The 16192-nt window shown below is 72.4% G+C and carries 15 protein-coding genes; 6 read left to right on the forward strand and 9 right to left on the reverse strand.

What is annotated here, in order from left to right; genetic code table 11:
• Positions 1 to 2: 2 nt before the first annotated feature.
• The 4 genes from J7I94_RS06110 to mce form a co-directional block, all read right to left on the reverse strand.
• Entirely contained in the window at positions 3 to 971 is a 969-nt protein-coding gene (locus J7I94_RS06110) for an ABC transporter ATP-binding protein (RefSeq protein WP_215165711.1), read from the reverse strand.
• Between the two features lie 83 nt (positions 972 to 1054).
• Positions 1055 to 1990 (reverse strand): cellulose-binding protein, encoded by a 936-nt coding sequence (locus J7I94_RS06115; RefSeq protein ID WP_215165713.1) that lies wholly within the window; start codon positions 1988 to 1990, stop codon positions 1055 to 1057.
• 207 nt (positions 1991 to 2197) lie between these two features.
• Entirely contained in the window at positions 2198 to 6331 is a 4134-nt protein-coding gene (gene scy / locus J7I94_RS06120) for a polarized growth protein Scy (RefSeq protein WP_215165714.1), read from the reverse strand.
• Positions 6332 to 6565: 234 nt separating this feature from the next.
• Positions 6566 to 7006: a methylmalonyl-CoA epimerase gene (gene mce / locus J7I94_RS06125; RefSeq protein WP_215165715.1), complete on the reverse strand. Its 441-nt coding sequence runs from the start codon at positions 7004 to 7006 to the stop codon at positions 6566 to 6568.
• Between the two features lie 147 nt (positions 7007 to 7153).
• On the opposite strand from mce, the gene J7I94_RS06130 reads away from it, so the two are divergent.
• Together J7I94_RS06130 and meaB are read left to right on the forward strand one after the other, a co-directional pair.
• Complete coding sequence (locus J7I94_RS06130; protein ID WP_215165716.1) at positions 7154 to 8353, forward strand: acetyl-CoA C-acetyltransferase; 1200 nt, start codon at positions 7154 to 7156, stop codon at positions 8351 to 8353.
• 24 nt (positions 8354 to 8377) lie between these two features.
• Positions 8378 to 9343 carry a methylmalonyl Co-A mutase-associated GTPase MeaB gene (meaB, locus tag J7I94_RS06135; RefSeq protein WP_215165717.1) on the forward strand — a complete coding sequence of 322 codons (966 nt, stop codon included), beginning with the start codon at positions 8378 to 8380 and terminating at the stop codon, positions 9341 to 9343.
• A 74-nt stretch (positions 9344 to 9417) separates the two neighbouring features.
• Here the strand turns inward: meaB and J7I94_RS06140 are convergent, their stop codons facing one another.
• Positions 9418 to 10131: a PepSY domain-containing protein gene (locus tag J7I94_RS06140; protein ID WP_215165718.1), complete on the reverse strand. Its 714-nt coding sequence runs from the start codon at positions 10129 to 10131 to the stop codon at positions 9418 to 9420.
• 122 nt (positions 10132 to 10253) lie between these two features.
• Between J7I94_RS06140 and J7I94_RS06145 the strand changes: the two genes are divergently transcribed.
• Both J7I94_RS06145 and J7I94_RS06150 read left to right on the forward strand, forming a co-directional pair.
• Entirely contained in the window at positions 10254 to 10973 is a 720-nt protein-coding gene (locus J7I94_RS06145) for a response regulator transcription factor (protein WP_215165720.1), read from the forward strand.
• Positions 10970 to 12388 carry a HAMP domain-containing sensor histidine kinase gene (locus J7I94_RS06150; protein WP_215165722.1) on the forward strand — a complete coding sequence of 473 codons (1419 nt, stop codon included), beginning with the start codon at positions 10970 to 10972 and terminating at the stop codon, positions 12386 to 12388. The genes J7I94_RS06145 and J7I94_RS06150 overlap by 4 nt, the downstream gene beginning before the upstream one ends.
• A 6-nt stretch (positions 12389 to 12394) precedes the next feature.
• On the opposite strand, the gene J7I94_RS06155 is transcribed toward J7I94_RS06150, so the two are convergent.
• The 4 genes from J7I94_RS06155 to J7I94_RS06170 all read right to left on the reverse strand — a co-directional run bounded on the left by J7I94_RS06155 (position 12395) and on the right by J7I94_RS06170 (position 15024).
• Positions 12395 to 12871, reverse strand: a complete 477-nt coding sequence (locus J7I94_RS06155; protein WP_215165724.1) for a MarR family winged helix-turn-helix transcriptional regulator — start codon at positions 12869 to 12871, stop codon at positions 12395 to 12397.
• Between the two features lie 95 nt (positions 12872 to 12966).
• Complete coding sequence (locus J7I94_RS06160) at positions 12967 to 13743, reverse strand: AIM24 family protein (RefSeq protein WP_215165725.1); 777 nt, start codon at positions 13741 to 13743, stop codon at positions 12967 to 12969.
• Positions 13740 to 14390 carry an AIM24 family protein gene (locus tag J7I94_RS06165; RefSeq protein ID WP_215165726.1) on the reverse strand — a complete coding sequence of 217 codons (651 nt, stop codon included), beginning with the start codon at positions 14388 to 14390 and terminating at the stop codon, positions 13740 to 13742. Before J7I94_RS06165 ends, J7I94_RS06160 begins: the two co-directional genes overlap by 4 nt.
• A gap of 1 nt (position 14391) precedes the next feature.
• Positions 14392 to 15024, reverse strand: a complete 633-nt coding sequence (locus J7I94_RS06170; protein ID WP_215165735.1) for an AIM24 family protein — start codon at positions 15022 to 15024, stop codon at positions 14392 to 14394.
• Positions 15025 to 15166: 142 nt separating this feature from the next.
• On the opposite strand from J7I94_RS06170, the gene J7I94_RS06175 reads away from it, so the two are divergent.
• The gene (locus J7I94_RS06175; protein WP_215165727.1) at positions 15167 to 15511 is read left to right on the forward strand and encodes a DUF3817 domain-containing protein; all 345 of its coding nucleotides are present in this window, start codon (positions 15167 to 15169) and stop codon (positions 15509 to 15511) included.
• Positions 15508 to 15801: an MTH1187 family thiamine-binding protein gene (locus J7I94_RS06180; protein WP_215165728.1), complete on the forward strand. Its 294-nt coding sequence runs from the start codon at positions 15508 to 15510 to the stop codon at positions 15799 to 15801. Before J7I94_RS06175 ends, J7I94_RS06180 begins: the two co-directional genes overlap by 4 nt.
• Positions 15802 to 16192: the final 391 nt, after the last annotated feature.

The raw sequence follows: 16192 nt of genomic DNA on the forward strand, positions 1-16192 counted from the left end.
GCTCATCCCTTCCTCCAGTCGCTGCCCCAGGCCTGCTGCCGCGGCGGCCGCTGCGCGGGCGGCTGCCCGTCGTGCGCGTGGTACTCGACCGACTCCGCCGTCAGTTGCATGAACGCTTCCTCCAGGGAGGCCTGCTGGGGACTCAGCTCGTGCAGCACGATCTGGTGCCGCGCGGCCAGCTCGCCGATCGCCTCGGACTTGTCACCGTCCACCTCCAGCGCCTCGTCCGTGGTCCGTGCCGGAGTGATCCCGGCCTCGGACAGCACGTCCAGCAACCGCTCCCGCTGCGGGCTGCGGACCCGGACGTAGGAGCGCGAGTTCTCGGCGATGAACTGGGCCATCGAGGTGTCGGCCAGCAGCCGGCCCTGTCCGATGACGACCAGGTGGTCCGCGGTCAGCGCCATCTCGCTCATCAGGTGACTCGACACGAACACCGTCCGGCCCTGCGCCGCCAGGGTCTTCATCAGGTTCCGGATCCAGTGGATGCCCTCGGGGTCGAGCCCGTTGACCGGCTCGTCGAACATCAGGATGCGGGGGTCACCGAGCAGCGCGCCCGCGATGCCGAGCCGCTGCCCCATGCCGAGCGAGAACCCCTTGGCCTTCTTCTTCGCCACCGCCGTCAGGCCCACCGTGTCCAGCACCTCGTGCACCCGCCGCGCCGGAATGCCGTTGGCCTGCGCCAGGCAGAGCAGGTGGTGGTACGCGCTGCGCCCGCCGTGCATCGCCTTGGCGTCCAGCAGCGCGCCGATGTACGTCAGCGGGTTCTTGAGCTGGTCGTAGTGCTTGCCGTCGATCCGGACGTCCCCGGCGGTGGGCCGGTCCAGGCCCAGCACCATCCGCATGGTCGTCGACTTGCCCGCGCCGTTGGGTCCGAGGAAGCCCGTGATGATCCCCGGCCGCACGGTGAAGGACAGGTTGTCGACCGCCACCTTCTCGCCGTACCGCTTGGTCAGCCCCGAGAGCTCGATCATGCCGCCCACGCTAGAACGCGACGTAGCCCCCTGCCACCCCAGTGGCAGAGGGCTACGTCAATGGTCCGACCCGGGTGCGGACGTCAGCGGGACTGCTGGGCGGGCACTCCGCGGGAGATGGAGTCGTCGTCGGTGGACGACCCGGCGGCGGCCACCGCGGCGCCCGTGAGGGTCGCCAGCATCTCGCGCACGTTGGTGAGCTGCGCGTTGATGGAGTCGCGGCGGTTGGTGAGGGCGGCCAGCTCGCGCTCGGATTCCGAACGGATGCGGTCGGCCTTGGCGTTGGCGTCGGCCACGATGTCCTCGGCCTGGCGCTGCGCCGTCTCCACGGTCTGGCGGGCGCGGCGCTCGGCGTCCGTGCGCAGCTTCTCCGCCTCCAGGCGGAGCTGCTCCGCGCGGTGCTCGATCTCCGCGAGACGCTTCTCGGCCTTGGCCTGACGGGAGGCCAGGTCGCGCTCGGACTGCTCGCGGCGCTTGGCCAGGTTGGTCTCGAAGTCGGCGGCGGCCTGCGCGGCCTTGGCGCGGGTCTCCTCGAAGAGGGCGTCGGCCTCCTCGCGCTTGGACTGCGCGTCCTTCTGGGCCTCGGCACGCAGCTGCGAGGCGTCACTCTTGGCCTTCTCGACGATCCGGACGCCCTCGTCCTCCGCCTTGGCCTTGCGGTCGGTCGCGTACGACTCGGCGTCGTTGCGCACCTGCTGGGCCGCCGACTCGGCCAGCTCGCGGTGCTGTTCCGCCGCGCGCCGGGCCTCCTCGCGCAGTTCCTTCGCCTCTTCCTCGGCGAGCCGCAGGATCTTCTCGACCCGCGCGCCGAGCCCGGCGTACGACGGCTCGGCGTCGGAGACCTGGGCCTGGGCGTTCTGGGTCTCGAGGTGAAGCTCCTCGATGCGCTTTTCCAGAGCGGTGATGCGGGCGAGAGCGCTGTCACGGTCGGAGACGAGCTTGGAGATTCGTTCGTCCACCTGAGCGCGGTCGTACCCACGCCGCACAAGCTCGAAGCCGTAGGGGGAAGTGTCGCTCATGGGGTTCCTGTCGAATGAGACCGGTGAGGTGATAGGTGGAATCCTAGGGGCCAACGCGGTGTGTAATCGAGCGGATGCGTGTTTGATCTGGAGAATGACACCTCTTTTGAGTGGCGGACACGCCGATGCCTCGCTCAAGTTTTGGTCAAAGCTCTAGCCGAGAGTGTCGACCAAAGGCCCCAGGAGACACCGAAGCCGCCCTCAACGCTACCCGTCTGACGACTTGCCACCCGAACGAGGGGCCCCGACCGTCGCTCCGGCCTTGACCCCGGCGTCCTTGCCCCCGGCCGGTGCCTCGAAGGACTCCAGCGCCTCCAGCACGTCCTGCACCCGGGAGATCTCCGCGTTGATGTCCTCGCGGCGCCGGACCAGGATCTCCAGTTCGCGCTTGCCCTCCTCGACCGTACGACGGGCCTCGCGGACCGCCTCGGCCTTCAGCTCCTCGGCCTCCTTCACCAGCTTGGCCTTCTTCTGCTCGGCCTCCTTGAGCAGCCCCTCGGCCTTCTTGACCGCGGCGATACGGACCTTGCCCGCCTCGGAGTTGGCCTCCGAGACGATCTCCTTGGCCTTCGCCTCCGCCTTGGCGAGCTGCTCCTCGGCGGCCTTGACCAGCGCGTCGCACCGGTCGCCCGCCGACTTCATGGTCTCCGCCGCCTCCCGCCGCGCCCGCTCGTGCAGCTCCTCGATCTCGCCGGTGAGCCGGTCGCGCAGCTCCTCCGCGCGCTCCCGGATGGCGGTGGCGTCCCGGCGGGCGCCGACCAGCAGTTCGTCGGCGTCGGTACGGGCCTTCTCCACCCGGGTGTTGCCCTCGACCGTCGCCTCGGCCACGATCCGGTCGGCCTCGGCGCGGGCCACGCCGACCATCGTGTCGGCCTGCCCCTCCGCGTCCGCGGTGGTCTTCTGCGCCTGCTGCCGGGCCTCGGCGAGCAGCTTGTCGGCCTCGGCCGTGGTCTCCGTGATGAGCTTGTCGACCTGCTCGGCCGCCTCCGAGCGCCGTTTGTTGGCCTCCTTGCGGGCTTCGTCCAGGGCGCGTTCGGCCTCCTCGCGGGCGGCCGTCGTCACCCGCTCGGCCTCCGCCGCCGCCTCCGCCTCGACCCGCTGTGCCTCGGCGCGGATCCGCTCGGCGTGCTGCTGCGCGGAACCCACCGTCTCGGCGGCCTCGGCGCGCAGCCGCTCCGCCTCGCCGGCGGCGTCCGAGAGCACCTGGTCGGCCTGGGCCGCCGCCTCGCTCCGTACCCGCTCGGCCTCGGCCAGCGCCTCCGTACGGACCCGCTCCGCCTCCGCGACGGTCTCCGTGCGCAGCCGGTCGGTGTCCTCCAGGGTCTCCGTGGTCAGGCGCTCGGCCTCGGACCGGGCCTCGGTGATCAGGCGGTCCGCCTGCTCCGCCGCGTCCTGGCGCAGCCGGTTGGCGTCCTCCCGGGCCTCGGTACGGGCGCGGGTCGCGGCCTCCTCGGCATCGGCGAGGGCCTTCGACGCCTCGGCCCGCAGCCGGTCGGTCTCGGCGACCGTCTCGGCGCGCAGCCGGTCCGTCTCCGCGACCGTCTGCGTCGTCAGCCGCTCGGCCTCGGACCGGGCCTCGGTGATGAGCGTGTCCGCCTGCGTCGCCGCGTCGGACCGGATGCGGTTGGCGTCCTCGCGGGCGTCCGCCCGGGTGCGCGCCGCGCTCTGCTCGGCCTCGGCGATGGTGTCCGACGCCTCGGTACGCACCCGCTGGGCGTGCTCGGCGACGTCCGCGCGGACGCGGTCGGCCTCGGTGATCGCCTCGGACACGGTCCGCTCGGCGAGCGCCTTGGCGGCCTCCGTCTCGTCCTGCGCCTCGCGCCGCAGCCGGGTCGCGTCCTCGCTGGCCCGCTCCCGCTCGGCGTAGGCGTCGGCGCGGACCCGGTCCGCCTCCTGCTCGGCCTCGCGCCGGGTACGGTCCGCCGCGTGCTCGGCGGCGCTGCGCAGCCCGGCGATCTCCTCCTGGGCCTGCTCGTGCAGGCCCGCGACGGACTCCCGTACCTGGGTGGCGTGCTGTTCGGCCGCCGACACCATCTCGGTGGCCCGCCGGTCCGCCTCCTCGACCAGCCGGACCGCCTCGGCCTGCGCCTCCTCCACGCGGGTGCGCGCCGAGGCCAGCAGCTCCTCGCTCTGCTCCCGGGCCCGCTCCCGCTCCTGCCCGGCCTCCTGGCGGGCCGAGCCGAGCAGCTCCTCCGCCTCGCGGCGGCGCCGGGCGGCCTCCTCCTGGGCGGCGGCCAGCGTCTCGGACGCCTCGGCGGCGATCCGCTCGGCGGCGCTCTGCGCCTCCGCCCGCACCCGGTCGGCGCTCTCCTGCGCCTCCGACTTCAGCCGCTCGGCCTCGCTCGCCGCCTCGGACCGCAGGCGTACGGCGACGGCCTCGCCCTCCGCGCGGGAGGCGGAGGCGTCGGCAGCGGCCTCGTCACGCAGCCGCTCGGCCTCCTCCTCGGCCTGCTGCTGGAGCGTACGGACCCGCTCGGCGGCCTCGACGCGCTGCCGCTCGGCCTCCTCGGCGGCCTCCCGGCGGATCCGCCCGGCCTCCTCGCGGGCCTCGGCCAGCGCCTGCTCGGCCGCGGCGAGCCGCTCCTCGGCCTCCGTCTGGAGCCGGGTCAGCTCCTCGGCGGCCTCCGCCCTGCGGGCCTCGACGCCCCGCTCGGTCTCCTCGCGCAGCGCGGCGGCGGCGCGCTCGGCGTCCGCCCGCAGTTCCTCGGCCGCCTCGACGGCCTCCGCGCGGTGCCGCTCGGCCTCCGCCCGCGTACGCTCCAGGGTCTCCTCGGCCTGCCGGCGCAGCGTCGTGGCCCGCTCGATCGCCTCGGTGCGGACCTTCTCGCTGTCCGTGGTCGCGGTCTGCCGCAGCTCCTCGGCGTCCGCCTTGGCCTTGGCGAGCAGTTCCTCGGCGGACTTGGCCGCCTCCTCGATCTGCTGGACGGCCTCCTTACGGGCCTCGGCGCGGATCTTCTCGCCCTCGGCGACCGCGTCGGCGCGCAACTGCTCGGCCTCGCCGCGCAGCCGCCGCGCCTCCTCCTGGAGCTCGACCGTCTTGGCCCGGTACTCCTTGGTGTCGTCCTTCGCCGCGCCCTTGAGCTCCTCGGCGATGTCGTGCGCCTCGGCGCGCAGCCGGTCCGCCTCGGCCTCCGCCTCGGTGCGGATCCGCTCGGCCTCCTCGGTGGCGGCCTTGGTGGTCCGCTTGGCCTCCTCGGACGCCTTGTTGAGCACCTCCTCGGCGGTCCGGGCCGCCTTGGAGAGCTGGCTCGCGGTCTCCTCGGCGGTGATCGTACGGGCCTTCTCGGCGGCCTCGGCGACGATCTTCTCGGCCTCCGCGCGGGCGTCCGCGACGACCTGCTCGGCCTCCTCCTTGGTGGCCTCGGCCTCCTTGGTGGCCTCGCCGACCAGCCGGGCGACCTGCTCCTTCGCCGTCCGCGTCCGCGTCTCGTTGGCCGCCTCGGCGCTCGCCAGGGCCTTGGCGGCGGCCTCCTCGGCCTCGGTGACCACCTTCTGGGCCTCGCTCTGCGCCTTGCGCAGGGCCTCCTCGGCCTCGGCCATCCGCTGCTCGGCGGCCCGGCTCAGCTCCTGGGCGCGGCGGCGGGCCTCCTCGGACTCGGTGGCGGTGGTGCTGCGCAGCCGCTCGGCGTGGTCGGTGGCCTCCTGGGCCTGGCTCGCGGCCGTGTTCAGCAGCCGCTCGGCGTCCGCGCGGGCACGGCGCAGCAGTTGCTCGGCCTCGGCACGCGCCGACTCCGCTTCACCGCGCAGCCGCTGCCGGGCCTCGGCGGTCAGCCGCTCGGCCTCCGCGCGGGCGGCGCTCATGGCCTGCTCGGCCTCGGCCCGGGACTCGTCGAGGAGCCGGCGGGCCTGCTGCTCGGTACGGGCGCGCAGCTGCTCGGCCCACGCCACGTTCTCGTTGACGTGGCTCTCGACGGTCTGCCGGCGCTCGGCCAGCTCCTGGTCGAGCTGCTGGCGCCGGTTGACCGCCTCCTGGTGCAGCTCCGCCTGGAGCCGGGCCGCCTGCTCGGCGTGCTCCTGGAGGATGCGCTGGGTCTGCGCGCGGGCCTGGCTCAGCTCACGCTCGGCGTCCGCCCGGATCTGGTCGGCCTGCACCTGCGCGTCGCGCAGCAACTGCTCGGCGCGGTACCCGAGATCACCGCCGTCGAAGGCGGGCCGGGACATGATGGTGCGCCGCGCCTCGTGCAGCTTGGCGCGCAGCACCTCGACCTGGTAGCCGAGGTCCTCGGCGTGCTGGATCGCCTTTTCCCGCTCGGTCTTCAGCCGCTTCATCTCGGCCTCGAACCGAGAGAGGTGGTCGACGTCAGCCGCCGGCTCTCGCTCCTGGCTCTCGTAGCCCCGCACTGCGCGGTCCCATCCGTCCCCTGGTCGCAACACTCTCCGAACGAACCCCGGCCGTCCGCCGAACGGGGCCCCCGGGGAATGGTGTCAGATCAACGGCGGAGCATGTGCTGCTGCCCCGGCGCTCGTCCCCCGAAACCCGGACCCCGGCTACGGCCCCACCGTCGCCGACGGGGCCGGGTCACCCTGGATCGAGCGGCGACCGCACCCAACCCTACCGGCCCCTATGTACGAGGGTCAGTGCTCAGGTGACTCAACAGCCGCCGATGTGACCAGTTCTGTGAGTACGCCATGACAGTCCTTCGGATGCAGGAAGGTGATCCGCGACCCCATCGAACCCCGTCGCGGCTCGTCGTACAGCACACGGACGCCCTTCTCCCGGATGTCCGCCGCGTCCCCGTCGACGTCCGCCGTCCCGAAGGCGATGTGATGCACGCCCTCCCCGTTCTTGGCCAGCCACTTGCCCACGGCGGAGTCCTCGCGGGTCGGCTCCAGCAGCTGGAGGTACGAGGATCCGCCGTCCGACGTATCGTTGATCTTGAGCATGGCCTCGCGTACGCCCTGCTCCTCGTTCACCTCGGTGTGGGACACCTCGAAGCCGTAGGTGGTCCGGTAGAACTCGACGGTCGCGTCGAGATCATGACAGGCGATTCCGATGTGGTCGATTCGCGTCAGCATGGGTTCAGTGGAGCGCCGCACGGGCGGTTACGCAACGTGCGCGCGATCACACCGACGGCCCGATGACGGGTGGCATACCGCTCGGTACCTTCGAGTAAACCCTCGTTCACTCCTCGGCCGCGCAGGCCGGTAAGGGGACCGCAGCTCATGGCTTCCACCACGAACAGCTCTGTGATCGTCGCGGGTGCGCGCACCCCCATGGGACGCCTCCTCGGCTCCCTGAAGTCCTTCTCCGGGGCCGACCTCGGCGGCTTCGCGATCAAGGCCGCCCTCGACCGTGCGGGGATCGGCGGCGACCAGGTCCAGTACGTGATCATGGGCCAGGTGCTCCAGGCGGGTGCCGGACAGATCCCGGCCCGGCAGGCCGCCGTCAAGGCCGGCATCCCGATGAACGTCCCGGCGCTCACCGTCAACAAGGTCTGCCTCTCCGGCCTCGACGCCATCGCGCTGGCCGACCAGCTGATCCGGGCCGGCGAGTTCGACATCGTCGTGGCCGGCGGCCAGGAGTCCATGACCAACGCCCCGCACCTGCTGCCCAAGTCCCGCGAGGGCTTCAAGTACGGCGCGATCGAGATGATCGACGCGATGGCGTACGACGGTCTGACCGACTCCTTCGAGAACATCGCGATGGGCGAGTCCACCGAGAGGCACAACACCCGCCTCGGCCTCACCCGCGCCGAGCAGGACGAGATCGCCGCCCTCTCCCACCAGCGGGCGGCGGCGGCCCAGAAGAACGGGATCTTCGAGGCCGAGATCACGCCGGTGGAGATCCCCCAGCGCAAGGGCGACCCGGTGCTGTGCGCCACCGACGAGGGCATCCGCCCCGACACCACCGCCGAGTCGCTCGGCAAACTGCGCCCCGCGTTCACGAAGGACGGCACGATCACCGCCGGCTCCTCCTCGCAGATCTCCGACGGCGCGGCGGCCGTGGTCGTGATGAGCCGGGCCAAGGCCGAGGAACTGGGCCTGGAGTGGCTGGCCGAGATCGGCGCCCACGGCAATGTGGCCGGGCCGGACAACTCTTTGCAGTCGCAGCCGTCGAACGCGATCCGGCACGCGCTCGGCAAGGAGGGCCTGGACGTCTCCGACCTCGACCTGATCGAGATCAACGAGGCGTTCGCGGCGGTCGCCGCGCAGTCAATGAAGGACCTCGGCGTCTCCACCGAAAAGGTGAACGTGAACGGCGGCGCCATCGCCCTGGGTCACCCCATCGGCATGTCCGGCGCCCGTCTCGTACTCCACCTGGCGCTGGAGCTGAAGCGGCGCGGTGGCGGCACCGGCGCGGCGGCCCTGTGCGGCGGCGGCGGCCAGGGTGACGCGCTGATCGTCCGGGTACCCAGGGCCTGACCGCGTCCGAAGGGAGCTGTGCGCATGCAGGACGTCTCCGCGCTGGTGGCCCAGGCCAGGGAAGGCCGGCCGCGTGCCGTGGCCCGGCTCATCTCCCTGGTGGAGGGGGCGTCCGGCCAACTCCGCGAGGTCATGGCGGCCCTGGCCCCGCTGACCGGCGGGGCGTACGTCGTCGGCCTCACCGGATCACCGGGCGTCGGCAAGTCGACGTCGACCTCGGCGCTGGTGACGGCCTACCGCAAGCAGGGCAAGCGGGTCGGCGTCCTGGCCGTCGACCCCTCCTCCCCCTTCTCCGGCGGCGCCCTGCTCGGCGACCGGGTGCGGATGGGCGACCACACCTCCGACCCCGGCGTCTACATCCGCTCCATGGCGACCCGGGGCCACCTCGGCGGCCTCGCCTGGGCCGCGCCGCAGGCGATCCGCGTCCTGGACGCGGCGGGCTGCGACGTGATCCTCGTCGAGACGGTCGGCGTCGGCCAGTCGGAGGTGGAGATCGCCTCCCAGGCCGACACCTCCGTCGTCCTGCTCGCCCCCGGCATGGGCGACGGCATCCAGGCGGCCAAGGCCGGGATCCTGGAGATCGGCGACGTCTACGTCGTCAACAAGGCCGACCGCGAGGGGGCCGACGCCACCGCGCGCGAGCTGAACCACATGCTGGGCCTCGGCGAGTCCCGCGCCCCCGGCGACTGGCGCCCGCCCATCGTCAAGACGGTCGCGGCGCGCGGCGAGGGGACGGACGAGGTCGTCGAGGCGCTGGAGAAGCACCGGGCCTGGATGGAGGAGCGGGGCCTGCTCACCGAGCGGCGCCGGGCCCGGGCCGCCCGCGAGGTGGAGACCATCGCGGTGACGGCCCTGCGCGAACGCATCGGCGACCTGCACGGCGACCGTCGCCTGGGAGCGCTGGCGGAACGGATCGTGGCGGGGGAGCTGGACCCGTACCGGGCGGCGGACGAACTGGTGGCGGGGCTGACGGAGGGGACGGCGGGCTGACGGGCGGCCCGCGCCTCCGTTCCGCCTGCCGGCCGCTGCCGGCTGCCGCCGGCTGCCGCCGTCCTCAGCCGTCCTCAGTCGTCGTCGGAGTCACCGGCGTCGTCGGAGCCGTCGTGGTCGTCGTGGTCGTCGTTGTCGTCATGGTCGGAGTCGTCGTCCCGGTCCGCCGTGACCTTGCCCGAGCCCAGGTCGACCCGCCACTCCTGCTCGCCCTTGCCGGAGGTGTCCGTCTCGACCTCCCAGCCCTTGTCCCGGCCGTCGTCGTCCAGGTCGACGGAGGTCACCGTGCCCTTGCCGGCCACCGCCTGAGCGGCCTCGGCGGCGGTGACGGAGCTGCCCTTCAGCGCCGCCCGCACCTCACCGGTGTCGTCCTCGTCGTCGTCGGTGCGGGAGCCGAGGACCGACCCGTCGGCGGGGTCGATCCGGACGCTGTGCCAGGTGCCGTCGCCGGCCAGGATGTCGACGTCCCACGAGGCCGCCTCGCCCTCGTCGTCCTCGTCGTCCAGCTCGGCGGAGACGGCCGTACCGGAGGTGTCCTTCAGGGCGGCGGCGATCGCCTGGGCCGCCGTCACCTTCGTCCCGGCCGCCGTCACCTCCGAACCGGCCGCCTGGCCGCCCCCCGCGGTCCGCGACACGGTCCCCTGACCGTCCCCGCTCGCCTCACTCGCCTCGCTCGCCCTGCCCGTCCCGCCGGTCCCGCTCTCCCCGCCGACCGCGAACGCCGTGACCGTGCCCCCGCCGATCAGCGCGGCGGCCGTGACGGCGGCGATGACGATGTTGCGCTTCATGAGAAGTTCCTCCCGAGTCGGTTCGTTTCTCCCTGACGTGGCTTCACTGTCACGGACCGACGCTGAGAGGAACCTGAAGCCTCCTGAAGGAATCTTCAGGAGCCCTCTGCGACCCTCCCTGTATGCGCCCACCCGTCTCCCACCACCACCCCGCCGGAGGCGCTTCGCGCCGCCCCCTCCGATTGTTGATCGTGGAGGACGAGAAGCGACTGGCCCTGTCGCTGGCCCGGGGCCTGACGGCCGAGGGCTACGCCGTGGACGTCGTCCATGACGGCCTGGAGGGCCTGCACCGGGCCGGTGAGGGCACGTACGACCTGGTGATCCTCGACATCATGCTGCCCGGCATGAACGGCTACCGCGTCTGCGCCGCCCTGCGCGCCGCCGGCCACGAGGTGCCGATCCTGATGCTGACCGCCAAGGACGGCGAGTACGACGAGGCGGAGGGCCTGGACACGGGCGCGGACGACTACCTCACCAAACCCTTCTCGTACGTCGTCCTCGTCGCCCGGATCAAGGCGCTGCTGCGCAGGCGGCAGGGGCCCGGAGCCTCCCCGGTGCACGTCCACGGGGACCTGAGGGTCGACACGGCCGCCCGCCGGGTCTTCCTCTCCGGCGAGGAGGTGACGCTGACCGCCCGGGAGTTCGCCGTACTGGAACAACTGGTGGTCCGCGCCGGCGAGGTGGTCTCCAAGGGCGAGATCCTGGAGCACGTCTGGGACTTCGCCTACGAGGGCGACCCGAACATCGTCGAGGTGTACGTCAGCGCCCTGCGGCGCAAGCTGCGCGCCGGGCTCATCGTGACCGTCCGCGGCGCCGGATACCGCCTGGAGACGGGCCGATGAGCCGCCTCCTCGGCTCCGTCCGGGCCCGCGCGACGCTCGCCGCCACCCTGGTGGTCGCCGTGGCGCTGGTCGCCGCCGGGACCGCCGTACTGCTGTCCCTGCGCTCGAACCTGCTCGGCGAGGCCGGCACCTCGGCCGAGCGCTCCGCACGGGAGGTCGCCGCCCAGCTCGCCGCCGGCACCCCCTACGACGACCTGTCCCTGGACGTGGACGACCGGCCGGTGCAGGTGGCCGACGAGGACGGCGTGCTGGTCGCGGCCGGCGAGGACCTGGAGCGGATCAGCGGCACCGGCCTGGACGACGTCCGCCCGAGCCCGTCGCCCGCCGCCACCACCGGCGACGAGGACGACGAGGACCGCGAGGACGGCGAAGGTCTGGAACCCGGCGAGATCGGGGAGGGGACGACCATCACCGACGGCTCCGCGACGATCGACGGCGACACGGAGGACTACCGCTTCGCCGCCGTCACCGTGGAGACCGACGACCGCGGCACCCTCACCGTGTACGCGGGCTCCCCGCTCTCCGCCGAACACGGCGCCGTACGCACCGCGCTGACCGTCATGCTGATCGGCTTCCCGTGCCTGGCGGCCGTCGTCGCCGCCGTCACCTGGCTGGTGACCCGGCGCGCGCTGCGCCCGGTCGAGGGTATCCGGCGCGAGATGGCCGCGATCACCGCCTCCGAGGACCTGGCCCGCCGCGTCCCGGTCCCGGACACCCACGACGAGGTCGCCCGCCTCGCCCTGACCACCAACGAGACCCTGGCCGCCCTCCAGACCTCGGTCGAACGCCAGCGCCGCTTCGTCGCGGACGCCTCCCACGAACTGCGCAGCCCCATCGCGTCCCTGCGCACCCAGCTCGAAGTGGGCGCCGCCCACCCCGAGTTGCTGGACGTCGAGGGAGCCGTCGAGGACACCGTACGGCTCCAGCGGCTCGCCGCCGACCTGCTGCTGCTCGCCCGCCTGGACGCGGGGGAGCGCCCGGCCGACGCCCGCGTGGACCTGACCGCGCTCGCCCGGGAGCAGGCCGAAGGGCGGCCCGGGGTGACCGTACGGTCGTCGGACCCGCACGTGACGGTCGAGGGCTCCCGGGGCCAACTGGGCCGGGTGCTGGCCAACCTGCTGGACAACGCCCAGCGGCACGCCCGCGCCACGGTAGAGGTCTCCGTACGGCGCGAGGGCGACACGGCCGTGCTCGCGGTCGCCGACGACGGCGAGGGCGTCCCGGCCGCCGACCGGGACCGGATCTTCGAACGTTTCGTACGCCTCGACGCGGCCCGCAGCCGCGACGACGGCGGCGCCGGCCTCGGCCTCGCGATCGCCCGGGACGTCGCCGTGCGCCACGCGGGCACCCTCACCGTCCGCGAGGCCCCCCAGGGCGGCGCCCTCTTCGAACTCCGCCTGCCCGCCGCCCCGTAGCGGTGGTCAGGGACGGCCGCGCTGCCCCCGCAGATGACCGGCGATGGGCCGCAGCGCCTTGTCCAGCTCGGTCAGCGCCTCGGGGGACAGCAGGTCGATGAAGTGCCTGCGCACGGACGCCACGTGGTGCGGCGCGACCTTCCGCATGGTCGCCATGCCGTGGTCGGTGAGCACCGCGTACAGCCCCCGGCGGTCGGACTCGCAGTTCTCCCGCCGTACCAGATCGGCGTTCTCCATGCGCGTGATCTGGTGCGAGAGGCGGCTCTTGGACTGGAGGGTGGCGGTGGCGAGGTCGCTCATCCGCATCCGCACGTCCGGCGACTCGGAGAGGTTCACCAGGATCTCGTAGTCGTTCATTGTCAGGCCGAACGGCTGCAGGTCCTTTTCGAGCTGGTAGGTCAGCAGCTTGTTGACCTCCAGGTGGGTGCGCCAGGCGGACTGCTCCGCATCGGTCAGCCAGCGGGTGGCCGTCTCGGTCTCCATGGATGAAGTCTACCTAAGAAGTTGAAAGGCGAACTAGTAAGAGTGATCGAGTGGCGGTGCGCACGCGTTCGAGGTCACCCTCCGCAGGGTACCGCTCACAGCCCGAAGCGGCGTTGGAGGTCTCCGAGCTGTCCGGGAAGACGCGGTGTCCCGGGCGCCGCCCCCTGCGGCCCGTGCGCCCCGCCGCCCGGCACCCCGGGCTCCTGCGGCACGCCACCGACCGCCTGCTCCGCCATCAGCGCCTCGCTCGACTGGAGCAGCACCGTCCCTGCCCCCACGAACTCGAACTGGTGCTCCTCCCCGGACGCCCCGCCCAGACCCGTCATCGCACGTAGACCGCCCATCAGTCCGGTCATGTACCCGTGGTCGTAGTGGTGGCACGGCGAGGGGCAGTCGGCCCACCCCACCAGTGCCTGCGGGTCCACCCGGATCGGCGGTTCCATGAACACCACCGGCCCGTTCGACGCGGCCACGAACGTGCCCGTACCGATCAGCGTCAGGAACCCGGGAACGATCGACTGCTTCAGTGCCAGACTTGGCTGAAAAGCAAGCAGGTTGCCCGAGCGAATGGTCAGGTTCCCGTCCTCCAGGTCGAACGAATTGACATCGAAGGCCCGGTCGGCGAGGAGCATCTTGCCCGACCCCTCCGCCACCACCCAGTCGCCGGCGTGCAAAGGCGAATGGAACGAAGACCGCACCAGCCGGTCCAGCCGCCCGTGCCCGATCCCGTTGAACTCGATCGCCCCGTAGTAGGCGATCATCTTCCCCTTCTGCAGGAACCACTGGCTGCCCCGCAGCTCCACACAGAAGGTGTACGGGTTGACGTTGTCGTCGACCGGCAGCGTCACCGGATCATGGTGAACCACGCTCACAACTTCTCCTCCGAGGCCTGCACGTACACCGCGCCACTCCCGCTCAGCTCCAGCTGGAACGCCTCACCGGACCCGCGCCCCACCATGTCCCGCCACCCCAGCGCCGTCGACAGCCGGTTGCGTACGTCACCGTGATGGGCGACGTAGGCCTGCGGATCGACGTGGACGGGCCGCTGCGGGGTGATCGGAACCTCGATCACACCCCCGTGCGCCATGACGGCCACGGCCCCGTGCCCCTTCAGCGAGGTGGTGAACAGTCCCTGCCCGCTGACCTGCCCCCGCACCATCCCCATGACCCCGCCCTGCGCGCCGAGGAAGACGGTGCCCTGCTCCAGGGTCCCCTCGAAGGCCAGCAGCCGGTCGGCCTCCACGTACAGCGTGTCCCCGGACAACCGGATCACCTGCACATGGTGCCCGCCGTGCCCGAACAGCACGGTCCCGCTGCCTTCCACGGTCATCAGCGGCGTGTCCTCGTTCGCGACCCGCCGCCCGATCATCGACATGACCCCGCCCTGCCCGCCCCGCACGTTGGGCGTGAACGAGACGTTCCCCCGGTACGCCAGCATGGCCCCCCGCTGACTGAACAACCGCTGCCCGGGCATCACGGTCGCCTCGACCACCTTCGCGTTGATCTCCCGGAACGCCACGTCACACCTCCCCCGCGATCGTGTTCCGCTCACTGGGCTGGACGTACACCAGCCCGTCCCCCTCGAACCGGATCTGGAAGGCCTCCCCGCCGCCTTCCCCCAGGACCGTGCGGAACGTCACACCCGACTGGAAGGACTGCCGCAGATTCCCCTGATGGGCGACGTACGCCCCCGGATCGACGGTCAGCGGATACTGCGCGCTCACCCGCAGCACCACCGCCGGCCCGTCCGACATGATCGCCGCCTGGCCGTGCCCCTCGACGGTCGTGGTGAACAGCCCGTTGCCCTGCGAGGCGCCCCGCAGTCCCGTGAACTCGGTCCCGGTCCGCAGCCCGGCCTCGGCCGCGAGGAAGTTGCTGGACTCCACGTACAGCTTGTCCCCCCGCAGCCCCACCAGATTGATCTCGGACGCCCGATCCGCGAACCAGCAGGTCCCGTGCCCCTTCACCTCCATCACGGTCATCTGCTCCCCGGTGATCCGCCGCGTCACCATCCCGCGCAGCCCCTCACCCCCGCCGCTCAGCTTCTTGAAGCTCATCTGTCCGTCGTACGCGACCATGGAGCCGTTCTTCGCCTTGACGGCGTCCCCGGTCATGTCGACGGCGAGCACCTTGCTGCTCTGAAGTCGGAACATCGCCACATCTGCGAAGGTAACCGAGTCCGCACCCGCCCGGCCGGGCCCGCCGGTGATTTGCCACAATGGCCGAGCGCTTGTGCGCACGTTCACAAGATGATCGTCGACGTCTCTCCTCCCGAAGCCTCCGAAGGTGACCACCGTGGACCTCAAGACCGCCGCAGCCCTCCGCCGCCTCCGCCTGGTGTCCGCACCCGAGGCGATCTCCTTCCTCCTCCTGCTCGTCTGCTCGGTGCTGAAGCGCACCACCGACTTCAACGCCGTGCCGGTGATGGGCATGGTCCACGGCATCCTGTTCGTCCTGTACGTGATCTTCTGGGCGGACGCGTGGAACCGCGCCAAGTGGTCCGCCGGCACCGGCATCCTCTACTTCGTCCTCTCGGTCCTGCCCACCGGCGGCTTCTTCGCCGAGCGGCGGCTGAAGCGGGAGGCCGAGGACGCGGTGATCGCGTCCCGCGCCCGCCAGGAAGGGGTCGTGAACGCATGATCGTCGCCTTCTCCGTGACGCCGCTGGGCGTCGGCGAGGACGTGGGGGAGTACGTGGCCGACGCGGTACGGGTGGTCCGCGAGTCGGGCCTGCCGAACCGCACCGACGCGATGTTCACGTCCGTCGAGGGTGAGTGGGACGAGGTCATGGACGTCGTCAAGCGCGCGGTCGCGGCGGTGGAGGCGAGGGCTCCGCGGGTCTCCCTGGTCCTGAAGGCCGACATCCGCCCCGGCGTGACGGACGGACTGACGTCCAAGGTCGCGACGGTGGAGCGGCACCTGGCGGAGTGACGCCGCCGGTGCCCGTGCCTGTGGCTGAGGCAGGGGTGGGTGGCGCGACCCGGCGCGGACAGGGTGCCGCCGCGCCCGCCCTCCCCCACTCCCGGCTTCGCTCGAGCGGGGGGACCCCCATCGCCCCTGGGGGTACCTCCCAGGCCGTTCAGGCACTGGGGGAGGCGCGATTGCCCGCGGTGACGCGGCTTGCGCGGCCTGCGCCGCCCGCGTGAGTGAACGGGCCCATCCCGACCGCGCGAGTGAGCGGGGTCCCTGATCCCGCGTGGCCGGAATGGGGACGTGCCCGCAGTCGCGTACGGCGGGAAGGGGACGGGGTGGGGGGTGTCCGCCCGCAGCGGTTGGCGCGTCGACCCGGGTAACCCCCGTAGGAGACCGATTCCGCGCCGTT

It is taken from the genome of Streptomyces sp. ISL-12 (assembly GCF_018614415.1).
GTDB lineage: Bacteria > Actinomycetota > Actinomycetes > Streptomycetales > Streptomycetaceae > Streptomyces.